This window comes from Variovorax sp. M-6 (genome assembly GCF_052114385.1).
Taxonomy (GTDB): domain Bacteria; phylum Pseudomonadota; class Gammaproteobacteria; order Burkholderiales; family Burkholderiaceae_C; genus Variovorax.
Genome location: NZ_JBFREQ010000017.1, coordinates 39,613 through 54,642, shown reverse-complemented (window position 1 = coordinate 54,642; position 15,030 = coordinate 39,613). Strand labels below are relative to the sequence as shown.

The window sequence follows — 15,030 nt, the reverse complement described above, 5'->3', positions numbered from 1 at the left end:
GCCCCGCCGATGACCGCTCCGAAGATCTTGCTGCTGCCGGGCTGGCAAAACAGCGACCCCGCCCACTGGCAAAGCCGCTGGGAGACGAACTACGGCGACCACCGCGTCGACCAGCACGACTGGATCCGGCCGCTGCGCGGCGACTGGTCTGCCCGGCTCGAGGAAGAAGTGCTGGCCGCCCCTGGTCCGGTGGTGCTCGTGGCGCACAGCCTCGGCTGCATCCTGGTGGCGGCCTGGGCCGCGCACTCCCGCCGGACGGCCAAGGTGCGCGCGGCGCTGCTGGTCGCCCCGGGCGACGTCGAACGCGACGACCTCCGCCAGATGATTCCCGGCTGGGCGCCGATCGTGCGCCAGCCCCTGCCATTCCCCGCGCTGATGATCGCGGCCCAGGACGATCCCTACTGCGAGGCCACGCGCTCTCGCGAGATGGCGCGCGACTGGGGCGCCCGCTTCGTCGAAGCCGGCGCCCGTGGACACCTCAACAGCGAATCCGGGTTGGGCGACTGGCCCGAAGGCCGGGCTCTGCTGAACGACCTACTGAAAGAAGAATGACTTCCATGGCCACCAAAAAACCGAAGGGCCTCGGCCGCGGACTCGAAGCCCTCCTGGGGCCGACCTTCAACGGCTCGGACAGCGCGGTCCTCGATGATGCGGCGCCGCCGAATCCGACCACCCTCCAGCTCGACCAGATGGTGCCCGGCGTCTACCAGCCGCGCACGCGCATGGACGAAGGCGCGCTGTACGAATTGGCCGAGAGCATCAAGGCGCAAGGCATCATGCAGCCGATCCTGGTGCGTCGACTGGACGCCGAAGCGGCGCGCGACAAGAAGGCCGAGTTCGAGATCATCGCGGGCGAACGGCGCTTCCGGGCGGCCGGCCTGGCCGGCCTCGAAAGCGTGCCGGTGCTGGTGCGCGACGTGCCCGACGAGGCCGCGGCCGCCATGTCGCTGATCGAGAACATCCAGCGCGAAGACCTGAATCCGCTTGAAGAAGCGCAAGGCCTGCAAAGGTTGGTACAAGAGTTCGGGCTCACTCACGAATCCGCCGCGCAGGCCGTCGGACGCTCCCGCAGCGCGGCCAGCAACCTGCTGCGTCTGCTGAACCTGGCCGAACCGGCCCAGGCGATGCTGATGGCGGGCGACATCGACATGGGCCATGCCCGGGCCCTGCTGTCGCTCGACAAGGGGACACAGATCACGGCGGCCAACCAGATCGCGGCCCGGAAGATGTCGGTCCGCGAGGCCGAGGCCCTGGTCAAGAAGCTGGCGGCCGAGTTCAGCCTCACGCCGTCGCCGCGGCGCGGCGCGGCGGAAAAATCCCGCGATCTGCTGCGGGTCGAGGAGGAGCTCGCCGACCTGCTCGCGGCAGAGGTCGAGGTCCGGGTCAAGAAGCGCGCCCGGCGCGCCGGCAAGGTCGAGGAGAGCGGCGAACTCGCGATCCACTTCGGCTCGCTCGATGCGCTCAACGGCCTGATCGACCGCATCCGCCAAACGGCCTAGCTCAGCGGCGAAACCACCCCGCTTCCGGACGATTGATTCAACCGGTTACCGTGCCTATTCTTCTGATGCAACTTTTTAATATTAAAGTTCTAAGAGGAAAACGTTATGGGACTCCAGAGACGGCCACTGGCGGCGGTTGCCGCGGCGGCGCTGCTGCTGACCGGTTGCGAAACCACCGACATGCAGATGGGCAGCCAGAGTGCAAAGACGGTCGCCACCGGCAGCGCCGCGGGCAGCGCCACCGCCAACACCAGCGGCGCGCTCGAGAAATGCGCCTCGCCGCTGGGCACGGTGTCGCTGATCGAGAACCAATCGGCCGGCTGGTACACCATCCTGCGCAATGAGTACAAGCTGCCGCCGACGGCCAACCTGCTGAAGCTGCTGGTCCAGCAATCGAACTGCTTCGTGGTGGTCGAGCGGGGTGCGGCCGGCATGAACGCGATGTCGCGCGAGCGCCAGCTGTCGCAGTCCGGCGAGATGCGCCAGGGCAGCAACTTCGGCGCCGGCCAGATGGTCGCTTCCGACTACGGCCTCTCGCCCGAAATCGTCTTCAGCAACCAGAATGCGGGTGGCGTGGGCGGTGCGCTGGGCGGACTCGTGGGCGGCCGCTACAGCGGCGTGCTGTCGGCGGTCGGCGGCAGCATGCAGACCAAGGAGGCCAGCGCGCTGCTGACGCTGATCGACAACCGTTCGGGCGTGCAGGTCGCGGCCTCCGAGGGCAGCGCCTCGAAGACCGATTTCGGCGCCTTCGGCTCGGTCTTCGGCGGCAGCGCCGGGGGCGCACTGGGCGGCTACACCAACACGGCCCAGGGCAAGGTGATCAGCGCCGCCTTCATGGACGCCTTCAACCAGATGGTCATCTCGCTGCGCAACTACAAGGCGCAGTCGGTCCAGGGCCAAGGCCTGGGCGGCGGCGGCCGCCTGGGTGTCGATGGCGCGGCGCCACCGTCGCAAACCTCCGCGCCGCAGCCCGCGCCGGCGCGCCGCGGCAGCACGCAGAAATAAGGCAGCGCTCAGGGGGAACCCCGGGGACTCTTGCGAGCCCTGGGTTTCTGGCGTTTGGGGCGAACTACAAGCTGAAAATCTTGCCGGGATTCATGATGTTCCTGGGGTCCAGCGCCCGCTTGATCGTGCGCATCATGTCGACCGCGCCGGCGCCGGCCTCGGTCACCAGGAAGTCCATCTTGTGCAGGCCGACGCCGTGCTCGCCGGTGCAGGTGCCCTCGAGGGCGAGGGCCCGGCTCACGAGGGCGTGGTTCAGCTTCTCGGCGGTCACGCGCTCTTCGGGCACGTTGGGGTCGAGCAGGTAGCCGAAGTGGAAGTTGCCGTCGCCCACGTGGCCGACCAGGAAGTAGGGGATGCCGCTGGCATCGGCTTCGGCCACGGATTCGAGCAGGCAGTCGGCCAGCCGCGAGATCGGCACGCAGGTGTCGGTGGAGATCACGCGGCAGCCCGGGCGCGACTGCACCGCCGCGAAGTAGCTGTTGTGGCGCGCGGTCCAGAGGCGGGTGCGCTCCTCGGGCGTGCTGGCCCATTCGAAGGCCTTGCCGCCGTGGCCGCTGGCCAGTTCCTGCACCGTCTCGGCCTGTTCCTTGACGCCGGCCGGGGAGCCGTGGAACTCCATCAGCAGCATCGGTTCCTCGCGCAGGCCGAGCTTGGCGTAGGCATTGACCATGCGCACCGTGTTGACGTCGATCAGCTCGACCCGCGCGATCGGGACGCCGAGCTGGATGATCTCGATCGTGGTGCGCACCGCCGCCTCGATGCTCGGGAACGAGCAGATCGCGGCCGAGACGGCTTCGGGCAGCGGGTAGATGCGCAGGGTGACCTCGGTGATCACGCCCAGCGTGCCTTCGCTGCCGACGAACAGGCGCGTGAGGTCGTAGCCGGCGGATGACTTCTTGGCCCGCGTGCCGGTGCGGATCACCTCGCCGCTGGCCGTGACCAGTTCGAGGGCCAGCACGTTCTCGCGCATGGTGCCGTAGCGCACCGCGTTCGTGCCGCTGGCGCGCGTGGCGGCCATGCCGCCGATCGAGGCGTCGGCGCCGGGGTCGATCGGGAAGAAGAGACCCGTGCTCTTGATCTCCTCGTTGAGCTGCTTGCGCGTGACCCCGGGCTGCACCGTCACCGTCAGGTCGTCGGCGTTGACGGAGAGCACGCGGTTCATGCGGCTGACGTCGATGCTGATGCCGCCCTGGACCGCCAGCAGGTGGCCTTCGAGCGAGGAGCCGGCGCCGAAGGGGATCACCGGCACGCTGTGCTCGCTCGCGAGTTTCACCGCGTCGGCGACGTCCTGGGTGCTCTCGGCAAAGACCACCGCGGAGGGCGGCGGCGCATCGAAGGACGATTCGTCGCGGCCATGCTGCGTGCGCACCGCCAGCGCGGTCGAGCAGCGGTCGCCGAAGCGGGCCTTCAGGGAGGCGATCAGCGCATCGGGCACCTCGCGCAGCGCGATCTCCGGGGTCAGGTGGGAGGGGGCGGTGGGAGCATTCATGGGGCGCGGTCTCCTGGAGGGTCTAACATTCTAAGAACCACATTCTCAACCGAACCCGAAAGCACCTCATGGGCAACCGCCTGACACAGATCGCGACGCGCACCGGCGACGACGGCAGCACCGGCCTCGGCGACAACACGCGCGTCCCCAAGGACCACCTGCGCGTGCACGCGATGGGCGACGTCGACGAGCTCAACTCGCACATCGGCGTGCTGCTCTGCGAGCCGATGCCGGCCGCGGTGCGGGAGCTGCTGGTCGACGTGCAGCACCAGCTCTTCAACCTCGGCGGCGAGCTCTCGATGCCGGGCTACACGCTGCTCAAGTCCGAGGCGCTGCTGCAGCTGGACAACGCGCTGGCCGAGCACAACGCGGCGCTGCCGCGGCTGGCCGAATTCATCCTGCCGGCGGGCACCCGCGCCGCCTCGCAGGCGCATGTCTGCCGCACGGTGGCCCGGCGCGCCGAGCGCGCAGTGGTGGCCCTGGGCGCGCAGACGGACATCAACGCCGCGCTGCGCCATTACCTGAACCGCCTGAGCGACCTGCTGTTCGTGCTCGCGCGCGTGCTCAACCGCGTCGATGGCGGCGACGACGTCTACTGGAAAAGCGAGCGCATGGCCCGGGCCGCGGGCCAGGGCGATTCCGCAGCCTGAGACGACAAGGAGATTCGACGAATGCCCCCGATCCGGACACGAACCATCTTTCTGGTCGCCGCCTGCGCCGTTCTGGGCGCGGCTGCCTTGCTGCCCCTGGCCGCGCAAGGCGCCGAGAGCCCGCCGGCGAAGCCGCACGCGGCCAAGGCGCCCGCCCACGACAGCAAGGTGCTGGGCGGCATCGAGCGCGGCGCCGACGCCACAGGTCGCGGGATCGCGCGTGGTGCCGATGCGACCCGGCGCGGCGTGGACCATACGGCCGAGCGCGCCAGCGCGCCGGTGCGCCGCTGGGGCGAAGCCCTGGGCCGCAAGATCACGCCGCACGCCGGCAGCAAGCCCGCCGCCCCGGCGGTCGGCCCGCAAGGCAACTCGCCCTGAACGGCGCCGGGCCGGCTTTACCTTGCTTCACCTCGCCTCTACATGGGCGGGGGGTGCGCGACACACGCGCCTTCCACACTGGACTCCTCATCAACGCAGAAGGAGTTCCGACAATGATCAAGTCAAAGAGCATGGCCGTTGCCGCCGCAGCGCTCGCGATGTGCATGGCGGGAAGCGCCTTCGCGCAGGACCCCCGTTTCGAACGCGGACCCGACCGCAACGACCGCTTCGGGCCGCAGCAGCAGCAACAGCGCCATGACGGCCCGGGCTACGACCGTGGTCGCCCCGACTACCGGTCCGACTACCGTCCGGGTCGCCGGTTCGATCACCGGGGCCCTCCCTATCCGCATGCCGAATGGCGCCGCGGCGGCCGCGTTCCGACCCAATACCGGGGCCGCCAGTACGTCGTGAACGACTGGCGCGGGCACCGCCTGCAGCCGCCGCCTCGCGGCTACCAGTGGGTCGGCGTGGGCGGGGACTTCGTGCTGACTGCGGCGGCGACCGGCTTGATCGCGCAGATCGTCATCGGCCGGTAGGCAGGCTCAGGCGGCGGAGGGCGCGAGCTGCGCGCAGACGTTGCGGCCCGTGATCGTGAGCCGCAGCCCGCCGCCGTGCCATTCGAGCCAGTTCAGTCTCACGTAGGCATCGATGTCGCTGTCGTCGATCCGGTCGGCCTGGTGCTGCTGCAGGTGGTCGACCGTGGCGGGCAGTGCCTGCCGCAGCCGTTCGCGGGCCGCAGCTTCGCTGGCCACTCTGGCTGAAATGCGCGTCTGAGAATTCGATGCCATGGCTGATTCGATCCAATCTCTGAGGAAACCGTCCCAATGTACGCTTCCTGCCGATCGAGTCACGGACCTTTTTCTCGTAATCACGCAGGACAAACACCGATCCCGACCGGCGGCGTCCTCGTCCTATTTGCGCGGCTGCAGCAGCTTGCTGACCTCGTCCACGTTGGCCTGGATCCGCTGGCGCACGACGTCGAAGGCGTCGGCCTGCGACTTCGCCGCCATCTCCGACAGCTCGCGGATGTCGTCCAGCGCCTGCTTGAAGGCGGCCTTGCCCATGGCATCGAGCTTGGCGAGGCTTTCGCGCGGATCGGTGCCTGGCAGGCCCTTCACGGTGCCCTGCCACTCCTCGATCGAGGTCTTGAGCATCTCGGTCTGGCGCTGCACCACGGCCTGCAGCCCCTGGTAGGACTTCTCGTTGGCCTTCACCAGCGCCTGCAGGTCCTTGCGTCCGCTCTCGACGATCGCGCCTGCGGCGCCCGCCAGCGGCAGGTTCTGCAGCCGCTCGGCCATGCCCTTGAGCGGCTTGACGAAAGCGTCCTGGACGTCGGCCGGCGTGGGGATGCCCCCCGAGCGCGTCTTCTTGGCGGCGGTGGTGCTCGACTTGCTGGTGGCCATGTGCGGTATCTCCAGATTTGAGGTTGGGGTTGCCACGATACGCCCAGTAGGGCGTTTCCTGAAAGCCCTTCGCCTACTTGACGAGCTTGAGCGTGCCCTTCATGAGCGAGGAGTGCCCGGGGAAGGAGCAGAAGTAGGTGTAGCTGCCGCCGGCGGCGAGCTTCGCCGGCGAGAAGGTCACGCTGTCGCTCTCGCCGCCGCCGATGATCTTGGTGTGGGCCACGACGCGCGCATCGCCGGCCTTGACGTAGTTCTGCGGCAGGCCGGCGGCGATGCCGTCGGTGGCGATGGCCTGCACGTCGGCGGTCTTGGCCAGCACCCAGTTGTGCCCCATGGCCTGCTTGGGCATCTTGCCGCTGTGCTTGAGCTTGACCGTGAACTCCTTGCAGCTCTGGCTCACCTCGATGGCGGGCTTGTTGAACTGCATGGCGTCGTTGCCTTCGATCTCGACCGTGCAGTCGGCGGCAAGAACGGGGGCGGAAGCGAAGGCCAGAACGGCGATGGCGGCGAGACGGCGATGAAGCATGGAAAGGATCCCGAGGAAAGAAACACACGCGCCGCGCACCCTGCGCAACGCCGGCTTCATTGTCGAGCGTGGTCGTTGACGTTCCTTGACCAGGGTCAATCTCGCCGCGATGGGCCTGAACTTCGGCGCCGCGCGGCGGCGCGTGTGTTGCCCTGGGTCAAGGACGGGTGGGGCGAGGCCCGCCCACACTGCCTCCAGTGCCGACGCCCACGCATCGGCCATCACTGGAGAAGCAGAAAAAACATGGTTAGCAGCAGAAATCTCACGCGCACACTGATCGGCGCCTTCCTCGGCACCTTGTGCGCGTTGTCGGGGGCGGCGCAGGAAGCGCAGGAGGCACAGGGCAACTGGCTCGTGCGCGCCCGCGCGGTGCGCATCGACACGGCCAACAAGTCCGATCCGATTCCTTCGCTGGCCGTGCCGGCCGATGCGATCACGGTGAACGACAAGACCATTCCCGAAGTCGACATCACCTACTTCTTCACGCCGAACATCGCCGCCGAACTGGTGCTGACCGTGCCGCAGAAGCAGACCGTGACCGTGCAGCAGAGCGCGCTGGGCGGGCCGGTCGACATCGGCACCTTCAAGCACCTGCCGCCGACCCTGATGGTCCAGTACCACTTCAGGCCGACCGCGACGGTTCGCCCCTATGTCGGCGCCGGCCTGAACTACACGCGCATCAGCTCGGTGCGGCTGGCCGTACCCACCGTCGGCCGCCTGGACCTCGACAGCAACAGCTTCGGTCTCGCCGTGGGCGGCGGCGTCGACATCGCGCTGGCGAAGAACGTGTTCCTGAACTTCGACGTCAAGAAGGTGCAGATCCGCTCCGACGTCAGCCATCTGGGCCAGACGCTGTCGACGGTCAAGATCGACCCCTGGCTCTTCGGCGTGGGCGTGGGGTATCGTTTCTAGGGCCCTTGATCCAGGTCAAGGCGCGCCCGGCTGCGCTCGCTAGGCTCGGGGCATGGAAGCTGTGCTCTCTTTCGCTCCCGGCTTGCCCGTCGCGCCGCAGTCGGCCTGGTCGCTGCTGGACGATCCGGTCGAATGGCCGGCCTTCGGGCGGCCCCTGGGCGAGGGCGACGCGGCGCGGTGGGAGTCCCAGGTCGTGGTCGAGGGCATGCATTGCGCGGCCTGCGCGTTCACGGTGGAGGCGGCGCTGACGCAGGTGCCGGGCGTCGTCTCGGCCGAGGTCAATGCGGCCAGCCGCCGGGCGCGCGTGGTCTGGTCGTCGGCGGCCGTGAAACCGTCGCGCTGGTTCGAGGCCTCCGAAGCCGCAGGCTACCGCCTGGTGCCGGCCGGCGACATGCTGGCGAGCGCGAGGCGCAAGCGCGAGTCGCGCCTGGCGCTCTGGCGCTGGCTGGTGGCGGGCTTCTGCATGATGCAGGTCATGATGTACGCCTACCCGGCGTACATCGCACAACCCGGCGACATGACGCCCGATGCCGCGCAGTTGCTGCGCTGGGCCTCGTGGGTGCTGACGCTGCCGGTGATGCTGTTCTCCTGCGGCCCCTTCTTTCGCAGCGCCTGGCGCGACCTGCGGCAGCGCCGCATCGGCATGGACCTGCCGGTGGCGCTCGGCATGGCGATCACCTTCGTCGTCAGCAGCGCGGCCACCTTCGATCCCGAGGGGCCGCTAGGCCACGAGCTGTACTTCGACTCGCTCACGATGTTCGTGTTCTTCCTGCTGACCGGCCGCTGGCTGGAGGCACGGCTGCGCGACCGCACTGCCGGGGCCCTCGATGCCCTGATGAACCGCTTGCCCGACAGCGTGCTGCGGCAAAACGCCGGCGGTTCGTTCGAGCGCGTCGCGGTGCGGCGGCTGGCGGTCGGCGACCTGATCCGCGTGCTGCCCGGCGAGGCCTTTCCGGCCGACGGCACCGTGGCGGCGGGCGACACCTCGGCCGACGAAGCGCTGATCACGGGCGAGTCCCGGCCGGTGCCGCGCCCTTGCGGCGCGCGGGTGCTGGCGGGCAGCCACAACGTCGGCGCGGTGGTGGAGGTGCGGGTCGAGGCGCTGGGGCCGGACACGCGCTTCGCCCAGATCGTCGCGCTGATGGAAAGCGCCTCGCTGCAGAAGCCCCGGCTCGCGCAGCTGGCCGATCGCGCGGCCCGGCCGTTCCTGCTCGCGGTGCTGGCCGCGGCGGCCGCGGCGGCGGCCTACTGGTGGCCGCTGGATTCGGGCAAGGCGCTGATGGTCGCGGTGGCGGTGCTGATCGTGACCTGTCCCTGCGCGCTGTCGCTGGCGACGCCGGCCGCGATGCTCGCGAGTGCCGGCACGCTGGCGCGCGGCGGGGTGCTGGTGCGCAACCTGCAGGCACTGGAGGCGCTGGCCGCGATCGACACCGTGGTGTTCGACAAGACCGGCACGCTGACGCGCGACACGCCACGGCTCGACCGGGTCTACAGCCGACAGGGCGTGCGGCCCGGGGATGCGGTGGAGCTGGCGGCTGCGCTCGCCGCACAGTCGCTGCATCCGGCGTCGCGGGCGCTCGTGAATGCGTGGCGCGACCAGCACCGCGTGGCGCCGGACTGGCGGGTGTCGAGCCTGGCCGAGCGTGCGGGGCAGGGGCTCGAAGGCCGGGTCGGCCGAGGCGCCGGTGCACCCGAGCGCGTCCTGCGCCTGGGCTCGGCCGCGTTCTGCGGTGTCGAGCCGCTGCCGGTGGAAGCGGCCCAGGTGCATCTGAGCGACGACCAGGGGTGGGTCGCGAGTTTCGTGCTGGCGGAGGATCTGCGCGAGGATGCCGCCGCCGCCGTCTCCGCGCTGGGTGCGCAGGGCGTGGCGGTGTGGCTGCTGTCGGGCGACAGCGCCGGCGCCGCGCGCGAGGTCGCGGCGCGCGCCGGCATCGCCATGGCCCTGGGCGACTGCACGCCCGAAGACAAATTGCGGCGACTGAAGGATCTGCAGGCCCAGGGCCAGGCGGTCGCGATGGTGGGCGACGGCCTCAACGACGGGCCGGTGCTCGCCTGTGCCCAGGCCTCCTTCGCGTTCGGCCGCGCGGTCCCGCTGGCGCAGGCCCAGGCCGACTTCGTGGTGCTCGGCGATGCGCTTCGCGTCGTGCCGCGCGCTATCGCGCAGGCCCGGCGCACGCTGCGCGTGGTGCGGCAGAACCTCTGGTGGGCGGCCGGCTACAACGCGGTCTGCGTGCCGCTCGCGGTCGCCGGCTGGCTGCCGCCGTGGCTCGCGGGCCTGGGCATGGCGGCGAGTTCGCTGGCGGTGGTGCTCAATGCCGCGCGGCTGGCCCGCCAGCCGCTGCTGGCCGAGGCGGCCTGATGGACATCCTCTTCCTGCTGATCCCGTTCTCGGTGGTGCTGGTCCTGTTCATCCTCGCCGGCCTCTGGTGGGCCGTCGACCGTGGTCAATTCGACGACATCGACGGCGAGGGCGAGCGCATTCTTCAGAACGATTGATCTGCATCAAGCCCGCGCGCACGCCGCGCCGGGACACTGGGCCCGTTCCATAAAAGAAGGCTCTGCGATGCATGCTCCGAATTCTTCCGCGCCGGTCTACAGCGACACGGTGGTGCGGCAATTCGCTCTCATGTCGGTGGTCTGGGGCGTGGTCGGGATGCTGGTCGGGGTCATCATCGCCTCGCAGCTGGCCTGGCCGGACCTCAACTTCGGCATCCCCTGGCTCAGCTACGGGAGGCTGCGGCCGCTGCACACCAACGCGGTGATCTTCGCCTTCGGCGGCTGTGCGCTGATGGCGACCAGCTTCCACGTGGTGCAGCGCACCTGCCAGGTCCGGCTGTTCGCGCCGGCGCTGGCCTCGTTCGTGTTCTGGGGCTGGCAGGCGGTGATCGTCGCCGCCGCCATCAGCCTGCCGATGGGCTACACCAGCGGCAAGGAATACGCCGAGCTCGAATGGCCGATCGACATCCTGATCGCGCTGGTCTGGGTGGCCTACGCGATCGTGTTCTTCGGCACCGTCGGCATGCGCAAGGTGCGCCACATCTACGTTGCCAACTGGTTCTACGGCGCCTTCATCATCGCGGTGGCCCTGCTGCACATCGTCAACAGCGCGGCGATTCCCGCGGGCTGGATGAAGAGCTACTCGGCCTACGCGGGCGTGCAGGACGCGATGGTGCAGTGGTGGTACGGCCACAACGCGGTCGGCTTCTTCCTCACCGCCGGCTTCCTCGGGATGATGTACTACTACGTGCCGAAGCAGGCGGGCCGCCCGGTGTACTCGTACCGCCTGTCGATCGTGCACTTCTGGGCCCTGATCTTCACCTACATGTGGGCCGGCCCGCACCACCTGCACTACACGGCGCTGCCCGACTGGACCCAGTCGATCGGCATGGTGTTCTCGCTGATCCTGCTGGCGCCCAGCTGGGGCGGCATGATCAACGGCGTGATGACGCTGTCGGGCGCCTGGCACAAGCTGCGCACCGACCCCATCCTGCGCTTCCTGATCGTCTCGCTGTCGTTCTACGGCATGTCGACCTTCGAGGGTCCGATGATGTCGGTCAAGACCGTCAACGCGCTGTCGCACTACACCGACTGGACCGTCGGCCACGTGCATGCCGGCGCGCTCGGCTGGGTCGGCCTGATCTCGATGGGCTCGCTCTACTACCTGATCCCGCGCATGTACGGTCGCACCGAGATGTTCAGCGTGAAGGCGATCGAGCTGCACTTCTGGATGTCGACCATCGGCATCGTGCTGTACATCGCCGCGATGTGGATCGCCGGCGTGATGCAGGGCCTGATGTGGCGCGCGGTCAATCCCGACGGCACGCTGACCTACACCTTCGTCGAGAGCGTGAAGGCCACCTATCCCTACTACGTGGTGCGCATGATCGGCGGCCTGCTGTACCTGGGCGGCATGCTGGTGATGGCCTGGAACGTCTGGATGACGGTGATCTCGGGCTTCAGCAAGCCGTCGCCGATCCCGCAGACCACCCTTGCCCACGCCTGAGGAAACGCCATGAGTTCGAACACCCCCGAGGCCGGCTTCTCGCACCAGAAGATCGAGACCAACAACTTCCTGATGATCGTGCTGATCCTGCTGGTGATCGCGGTCGGCGGCCTGGTCGAGATCGTGCCGCTGTTCTTCCAGAAGTCGACCACCGAGGCGGTCCAGGGCGTCGAGCCGCTGACGCCGCTGCAGCTTGCGGGCCGCGACATCTACGTGCGCGAAGGCTGCTACAACTGCCACTCGCAGATGATCCGCCCGTTCCGGGCCGAGACGCTGCGCTACGGCCACTACTCGGTGGCCGGCGAATTCGTCTACGACCATCCGTTTCAGTGGGGCAGCAAGCGCACCGGCCCCGACCTGCACCGCGTGGGCGGCAAGTACAGCGACGAGTGGCACCGCATCCACCTGAACAATCCGCGCGACGTGGTGCCCGAGTCGAACATGCCGGCCTACGGCTGGCTCGAGAAGGCGCCGCTCGATGGCGCGCAGGCGTCCGCCCACATGACGGCGCTGCGCCGCGTGGGCGTGCCCTACACCGACGAGCAGATCGCGGCCGCGCCGGCCGAGGTCAAGGGCAAGACCGAGATGGACGCGATCGTCGCGTACCTGCAGTCGCTCGGCCTGGCACTCAAGTAGGGAGCACAGCGAATGGACACCGTCACCACCCTGCGGATCGCCGCCACGTTGGCGTCGTTCGCCACTTTCATCGGCATCCTGGTCTGGGCCTGCTCGCGCCGCAACGCGAAGGCCTTCGAGGAGGCCGCACGACTCCCCTTCGAAGAAGACCCCTCATGAGCGATTTCACAAGCAACTTCTGGTCGCACTTCGTGACCGCCATCGCGCTGGGCGGCATCCTGGCCTGCGCGCTGCTGCTGTGGTGGACCGCGCGCTTCCGCGGCCCGGCCGGCGACGACAACACCACCGGCCACGTCTGGGACGAAGACCTGCGCGAGATGAACAACCCGCTGCCGCGCTGGTGGATGGGCCTGTTCGTGCTGACCATCGTGTTCGGGATCGGCTACCTGGTCGTCTTCCCGGGCCTGGGCAGCTATCGCGGCACGCTGGCCTGGACCACCGAGGGCGAGTACACGAAGGAAGTCGAGAAGGCCAACGCCGAACTGGCGCCGGTCTACGCCGCCTACTCGGCGCAGCCGGTCGAACGGCTGGCGACCGACGCGGGCGCCATGGCGATCGGCGAGCGCCTGTTCCTCAACAACTGCGCGCAGTGCCACGGCTCGGACGCGCGCGGCAGCAAGGGCTTCCCGAACCTGGCCGACGGCGACTGGCTGCATGGCGGCACGCCCGAGAAGATCCACGAGACCATCGCCCTCGGACGCATCGGCACGATGCCGCCGATGGCCGAGGCGGTCGGCTCGGCCGAGGACGTGAAGAACCTCGCCAACTACGTGCTGAGCCTGTCGGGCAGTCCGCACGACTCGGTCCGCGCCGGCCTCGGCAAGAGCAAGTTCACGGTCTGCGCGGCCTGCCACGGCATCGGCGGCGTGGGCAACACCGCGGTCGGCGCGCCGAACCTGGCCGACCGGATCTGGCTGCACGGCTACGGGCAGGAAGCGATCATCGCGATGATCAACGGCGGCAAGGTCAACCAGATGCCGGCGCAGCAGGGCCGGCTGACCGAGGCCCAGATCCACGTGCTCACGGCCTACGTCTGGGGCCTGACGAACAAGCCCGCCCTTGGGGCCCAGTGAGCCCGACGCCATGACCGATCGCATGCCCGCGCCGACGCCGGCCCCTCGCACGGTGATCCCGATCGTGGCGGCCGAGAAGAGCGTCGGCCTCTACGCGGCCCACGAGAAGATCTACCCGCGCAGCGTCAGCGGCTACTTCGCGCGCTGGCGCTGGGCGCTGGTGTTCGCGACGCAGCTCGTGTTCTACGGCCTGCCCTGGCTCGAGTGGGGCCAGCGCCAGGCGGTGCTGTTCGACCTCGGCGCGCGGCGCTTCTTCATCTTCGGCCTGGTGCTCTATCCGCAGGACCTGATCTACCTCACGGGTCTGCTGGTGATCTCGGCCCTCTCGCTGTTCCTGTTCACCGCGGTGGCGGGCCGGCTGTGGTGCGGCTACGCCTGCCCGCAGACGGTCTACACCGAGATCTTCATGTGGGTCGAGGAGAAGATCGAAGGCAGCCGCATCGCGCGCATGCGCCTGGACAGCGGCGGCTTCACGACCGAGAAGCTGGTCAAGAAGTGGTTCAAGCACGTGGTCTGGATCTCCATCGGCCTGTGGACCGGCTTCACCTTCGTGGGCTACTTCACGCCGATCCGCGAGCTGGGGATGTCGTTCCTGCACACGACGATGGGTTCCTGGGAAATTTTCTGGGTGCTGTTCTACGGCTTCGCGACCTACGGCAACGCCGGCTTCATGCGCGAGCAGGTGTGCAAGTACATGTGCCCCTATGCGCGCTTCCAGAGCGCGATGTTCGATCGCGACACGCTGATCGTGAGCTATGACGCCGCGCGCGGCGACCCTCGCGGCGTGCCGGCGAAGGCGCGCGCATCGACCGCGGCGCCGCTGGGCCACTGCATCGACTGCAAGCTGTGCGTGCAGGTCTGCCCGACCGGCATCGACATCCGCGAAGGCCTCCAGTACGAGTGCATCGGCTGCGGGCTGTGCGTGGACGCCTGCAACATCGTGATGGACAAGATGGCCACGCCGCGCGGCCTGATCCGCTACGCCACGCAGAACGGCATGGCGGGCCGCTGGACGCCGCGGCAGGTGCTGCGCCGCGTGCTGCGGCCGCGGGTGCTGATCTACACCGCGGTGCTGGCGGCGCTGTGCATCGGCCTGCTCGCCAGCCTGGTGACGCGCACGCCGCTGAAGGTCGACGTGGTGCGCGACCGCGCGTCGCTGGCCCGCATCGTCGAGGGCGGGCAGCTCGAGAACGTCTACCGCCTGCAGATCATGAACGCCACCGAAGAGCTGCAGCGCTACCGGATCGCGGCGAGCGGCCTCGAGGGCCTGCACGTGTCCTCGGAACCCGTGGTCGAGGTCGCGCCGGCGGAGTCGCGCTGGGTCGCGGTCCGGCTGCAGCTGCCCTACGGCGCGGCACCGGCGGGTTCGCACAAGGTGCATTTCGACGTCCGCGCCGAAAGCGGCAACGCCAGTGTCTCGGAGCCCGCGGTGTTCCTGGTACCGCGCTGATCAACC

Annotated in this window: 18 protein-coding genes; 14 read left to right on the top strand and 4 right to left on the bottom strand. The window is 69.0% G+C overall.

Annotation, left to right across the window (positions count from 1 at the left end; all coding sequences use genetic code 11):
• Positions 1–9 precede the first annotated feature (9 nt).
• The 3 genes from AB4Z46_RS19485 (at position 10) to AB4Z46_RS19475 (ending at position 2,504) form a co-directional block, all read left to right on the top strand.
• Positions 10–552, top strand: coding sequence for an RBBP9/YdeN family alpha/beta hydrolase (locus tag AB4Z46_RS19485; protein WP_442285178.1), 543 nt, complete (start codon positions 10–12; stop codon positions 550–552).
• Between the two features lie 5 nt (positions 553–557).
• Positions 558–1,499, top strand: coding sequence for a ParB/RepB/Spo0J family partition protein (locus tag AB4Z46_RS19480; protein ID WP_442285177.1), 942 nt, complete (start codon positions 558–560; stop codon positions 1,497–1,499).
• 105 nt (positions 1,500–1,604) lie between these two features.
• Entirely contained in the window at positions 1,605–2,504 is a 900-nt protein-coding gene (locus AB4Z46_RS19475) for a CsgG/HfaB family protein (protein ID WP_442285176.1), read from the top strand.
• A gap of 64 nt (positions 2,505–2,568) precedes the next feature.
• On the opposite strand, the gene AB4Z46_RS19470 is transcribed toward AB4Z46_RS19475, so the two are convergent.
• A complete protein-coding gene (locus AB4Z46_RS19470; protein WP_442285175.1) occupies positions 2,569–3,993 on the bottom strand; it encodes an FAD-binding oxidoreductase in 1,425 nt (474 codons plus the stop codon).
• 68 nt (positions 3,994–4,061) lie between these two features.
• Here AB4Z46_RS19470 and AB4Z46_RS19465 point away from each other — a divergent pair, with 68 nt between their 5' ends.
• From AB4Z46_RS19465 to AB4Z46_RS19455, 3 genes are all read left to right on the top strand, one after another.
• The gene (locus AB4Z46_RS19465; protein WP_442285174.1) at positions 4,062–4,643 is read left to right on the top strand and encodes a cob(I)yrinic acid a,c-diamide adenosyltransferase; all 582 of its coding nucleotides are present in this window, start codon (positions 4,062–4,064) and stop codon (positions 4,641–4,643) included.
• Positions 4,644–4,664: 21 nt separating this feature from the next.
• Complete coding sequence (locus AB4Z46_RS19460) at positions 4,665–5,021, top strand: hypothetical protein (RefSeq protein ID WP_442285173.1); 357 nt, start codon at positions 4,665–4,667, stop codon at positions 5,019–5,021.
• 113 nt (positions 5,022–5,134) lie between these two features.
• The gene (locus AB4Z46_RS19455; RefSeq protein ID WP_442285172.1) at positions 5,135–5,557 is read left to right on the top strand and encodes an RcnB family protein; all 423 of its coding nucleotides are present in this window, start codon (positions 5,135–5,137) and stop codon (positions 5,555–5,557) included.
• 6 nt (positions 5,558–5,563) lie between these two features.
• Here AB4Z46_RS19455 and AB4Z46_RS19450 read toward each other — a convergent pair whose 3' ends face one another.
• The 3 genes from AB4Z46_RS19450 to azu form a co-directional block, all read right to left on the bottom strand.
• Positions 5,564–5,809, bottom strand: a complete 246-nt coding sequence (locus tag AB4Z46_RS19450; protein ID WP_442285171.1) for a hypothetical protein — start codon at positions 5,807–5,809, stop codon at positions 5,564–5,566.
• 123 nt (positions 5,810–5,932) lie between these two features.
• Positions 5,933–6,424, bottom strand: coding sequence for a TIGR01841 family phasin (gene phaP / locus AB4Z46_RS19445; RefSeq protein ID WP_442285170.1), 492 nt, complete (start codon positions 6,422–6,424; stop codon positions 5,933–5,935).
• 73 nt (positions 6,425–6,497) lie between these two features.
• Positions 6,498–6,950: an azurin gene (gene azu, locus AB4Z46_RS19440; RefSeq protein ID WP_442285169.1), complete on the bottom strand. Its 453-nt coding sequence runs from the start codon at positions 6,948–6,950 to the stop codon at positions 6,498–6,500.
• 243 nt (positions 6,951–7,193) lie between these two features.
• On the opposite strand from azu, the gene AB4Z46_RS19435 reads away from it, so the two are divergent.
• The 8 genes from AB4Z46_RS19435 (at position 7,194) to ccoG (ending at position 15,024) form a co-directional block, all read left to right on the top strand.
• A complete protein-coding gene (locus tag AB4Z46_RS19435; protein ID WP_442285168.1) occupies positions 7,194–7,862 on the top strand; it encodes an OmpW/AlkL family protein in 669 nt (222 codons plus the stop codon).
• 52 nt (positions 7,863–7,914) lie between these two features.
• Complete coding sequence (locus AB4Z46_RS19430; RefSeq protein ID WP_442285167.1) at positions 7,915–10,221, top strand: heavy metal translocating P-type ATPase; 2,307 nt, start codon at positions 7,915–7,917, stop codon at positions 10,219–10,221.
• Positions 10,221–10,358 (top strand): cbb3-type cytochrome oxidase assembly protein CcoS, encoded by a 138-nt coding sequence (gene ccoS, locus AB4Z46_RS19425; protein WP_442285166.1) that lies wholly within the window; start codon positions 10,221–10,223, stop codon positions 10,356–10,358. The genes AB4Z46_RS19430 and ccoS overlap by 1 nt, the downstream gene beginning before the upstream one ends.
• 67 nt (positions 10,359–10,425) lie before the next feature.
• On the top strand, positions 10,426–11,865 hold the full coding sequence (gene ccoN / locus AB4Z46_RS19420; protein WP_442285165.1) for a cytochrome-c oxidase, cbb3-type subunit I: 1,440 nt from the start codon (positions 10,426–10,428) through the stop codon (positions 11,863–11,865).
• Between the two features lie 9 nt (positions 11,866–11,874).
• Entirely contained in the window at positions 11,875–12,501 is a 627-nt protein-coding gene (gene ccoO / locus AB4Z46_RS19415) for a cytochrome-c oxidase, cbb3-type subunit II (protein WP_442285164.1), read from the top strand.
• Between the two features lie 12 nt (positions 12,502–12,513).
• Positions 12,514–12,660, top strand: coding sequence for a cbb3-type cytochrome oxidase subunit 3 (locus AB4Z46_RS19410; protein ID WP_442285163.1), 147 nt, complete (start codon positions 12,514–12,516; stop codon positions 12,658–12,660).
• Positions 12,657–13,574, top strand: a complete 918-nt coding sequence (ccoP, locus tag AB4Z46_RS19405) for a cytochrome-c oxidase, cbb3-type subunit III (protein WP_442285162.1) — start codon at positions 12,657–12,659, stop codon at positions 13,572–13,574. The genes AB4Z46_RS19410 and ccoP overlap by 4 nt, the downstream gene beginning before the upstream one ends.
• A 10-nt stretch (positions 13,575–13,584) precedes the next feature.
• Positions 13,585–15,024 (top strand): cytochrome c oxidase accessory protein CcoG, encoded by a 1,440-nt coding sequence (gene ccoG, locus AB4Z46_RS19400; RefSeq protein WP_442285161.1) that lies wholly within the window; start codon positions 13,585–13,587, stop codon positions 15,022–15,024.
• The last annotated feature ends 6 nt before the right edge of the window (positions 15,025–15,030 follow it).

Excerpts from the sequence above, each read along its gene's own strand:
- AB4Z46_RS19410 (WP_442285163.1), top strand. The coding sequence starts at position 12,514 with ATGGACACCGTCACCACCCTGCGGATCGCCGCCACGTTGGCGTCGTTC.
- AB4Z46_RS19435 (WP_442285168.1), top strand. The coding sequence starts at position 7,194 with ATGGTTAGCAGCAGAAATCTCACGCGCACACTGATCGGCGCCTTCCTC.
- AB4Z46_RS19455 (WP_442285172.1), top strand. The coding sequence starts at position 5,135 with ATGATCAAGTCAAAGAGCATGGCCGTTGCCGCCGCAGCGCTCGCGATG.
- AB4Z46_RS19460 (WP_442285173.1), top strand. The coding sequence starts at position 4,665 with ATGCCCCCGATCCGGACACGAACCATCTTTCTGGTCGCCGCCTGCGCC.
- ccoO (WP_442285164.1), top strand. The coding sequence starts at position 11,875 with ATGAGTTCGAACACCCCCGAGGCCGGCTTCTCGCACCAGAAGATCGAG.
- AB4Z46_RS19465 (WP_442285174.1), top strand. The coding sequence starts at position 4,062 with ATGGGCAACCGCCTGACACAGATCGCGACGCGCACCGGCGACGACGGC.
- ccoS (WP_442285166.1), top strand. The coding sequence starts at position 10,221 with ATGGACATCCTCTTCCTGCTGATCCCGTTCTCGGTGGTGCTGGTCCTG.
- ccoP (WP_442285162.1), top strand. The coding sequence starts at position 12,657 with ATGAGCGATTTCACAAGCAACTTCTGGTCGCACTTCGTGACCGCCATC.
- ccoG (WP_442285161.1), top strand. The coding sequence starts at position 13,585 with ATGACCGATCGCATGCCCGCGCCGACGCCGGCCCCTCGCACGGTGATC.
- ccoN (WP_442285165.1), top strand. The coding sequence starts at position 10,426 with ATGCATGCTCCGAATTCTTCCGCGCCGGTCTACAGCGACACGGTGGTG.
- phaP (WP_442285170.1), bottom strand. The coding sequence starts at position 6,424 with ATGGCCACCAGCAAGTCGAGCACCACCGCCGCCAAGAAGACGCGCTCG.
- AB4Z46_RS19430 (WP_442285167.1), top strand. The coding sequence starts at position 7,915 with ATGGAAGCTGTGCTCTCTTTCGCTCCCGGCTTGCCCGTCGCGCCGCAG.
- AB4Z46_RS19480 (WP_442285177.1), top strand. The coding sequence starts at position 558 with ATGGCCACCAAAAAACCGAAGGGCCTCGGCCGCGGACTCGAAGCCCTC.
- AB4Z46_RS19470 (WP_442285175.1), bottom strand. The coding sequence starts at position 3,993 with ATGAATGCTCCCACCGCCCCCTCCCACCTGACCCCGGAGATCGCGCTG.
- azu (WP_442285169.1), bottom strand. The coding sequence starts at position 6,950 with ATGCTTCATCGCCGTCTCGCCGCCATCGCCGTTCTGGCCTTCGCTTCC.
- AB4Z46_RS19450 (WP_442285171.1), bottom strand. The coding sequence starts at position 5,809 with ATGGCATCGAATTCTCAGACGCGCATTTCAGCCAGAGTGGCCAGCGAA.
- AB4Z46_RS19485 (WP_442285178.1), top strand. The coding sequence starts at position 10 with ATGACCGCTCCGAAGATCTTGCTGCTGCCGGGCTGGCAAAACAGCGAC.
- AB4Z46_RS19475 (WP_442285176.1), top strand. The coding sequence starts at position 1,605 with ATGGGACTCCAGAGACGGCCACTGGCGGCGGTTGCCGCGGCGGCGCTG.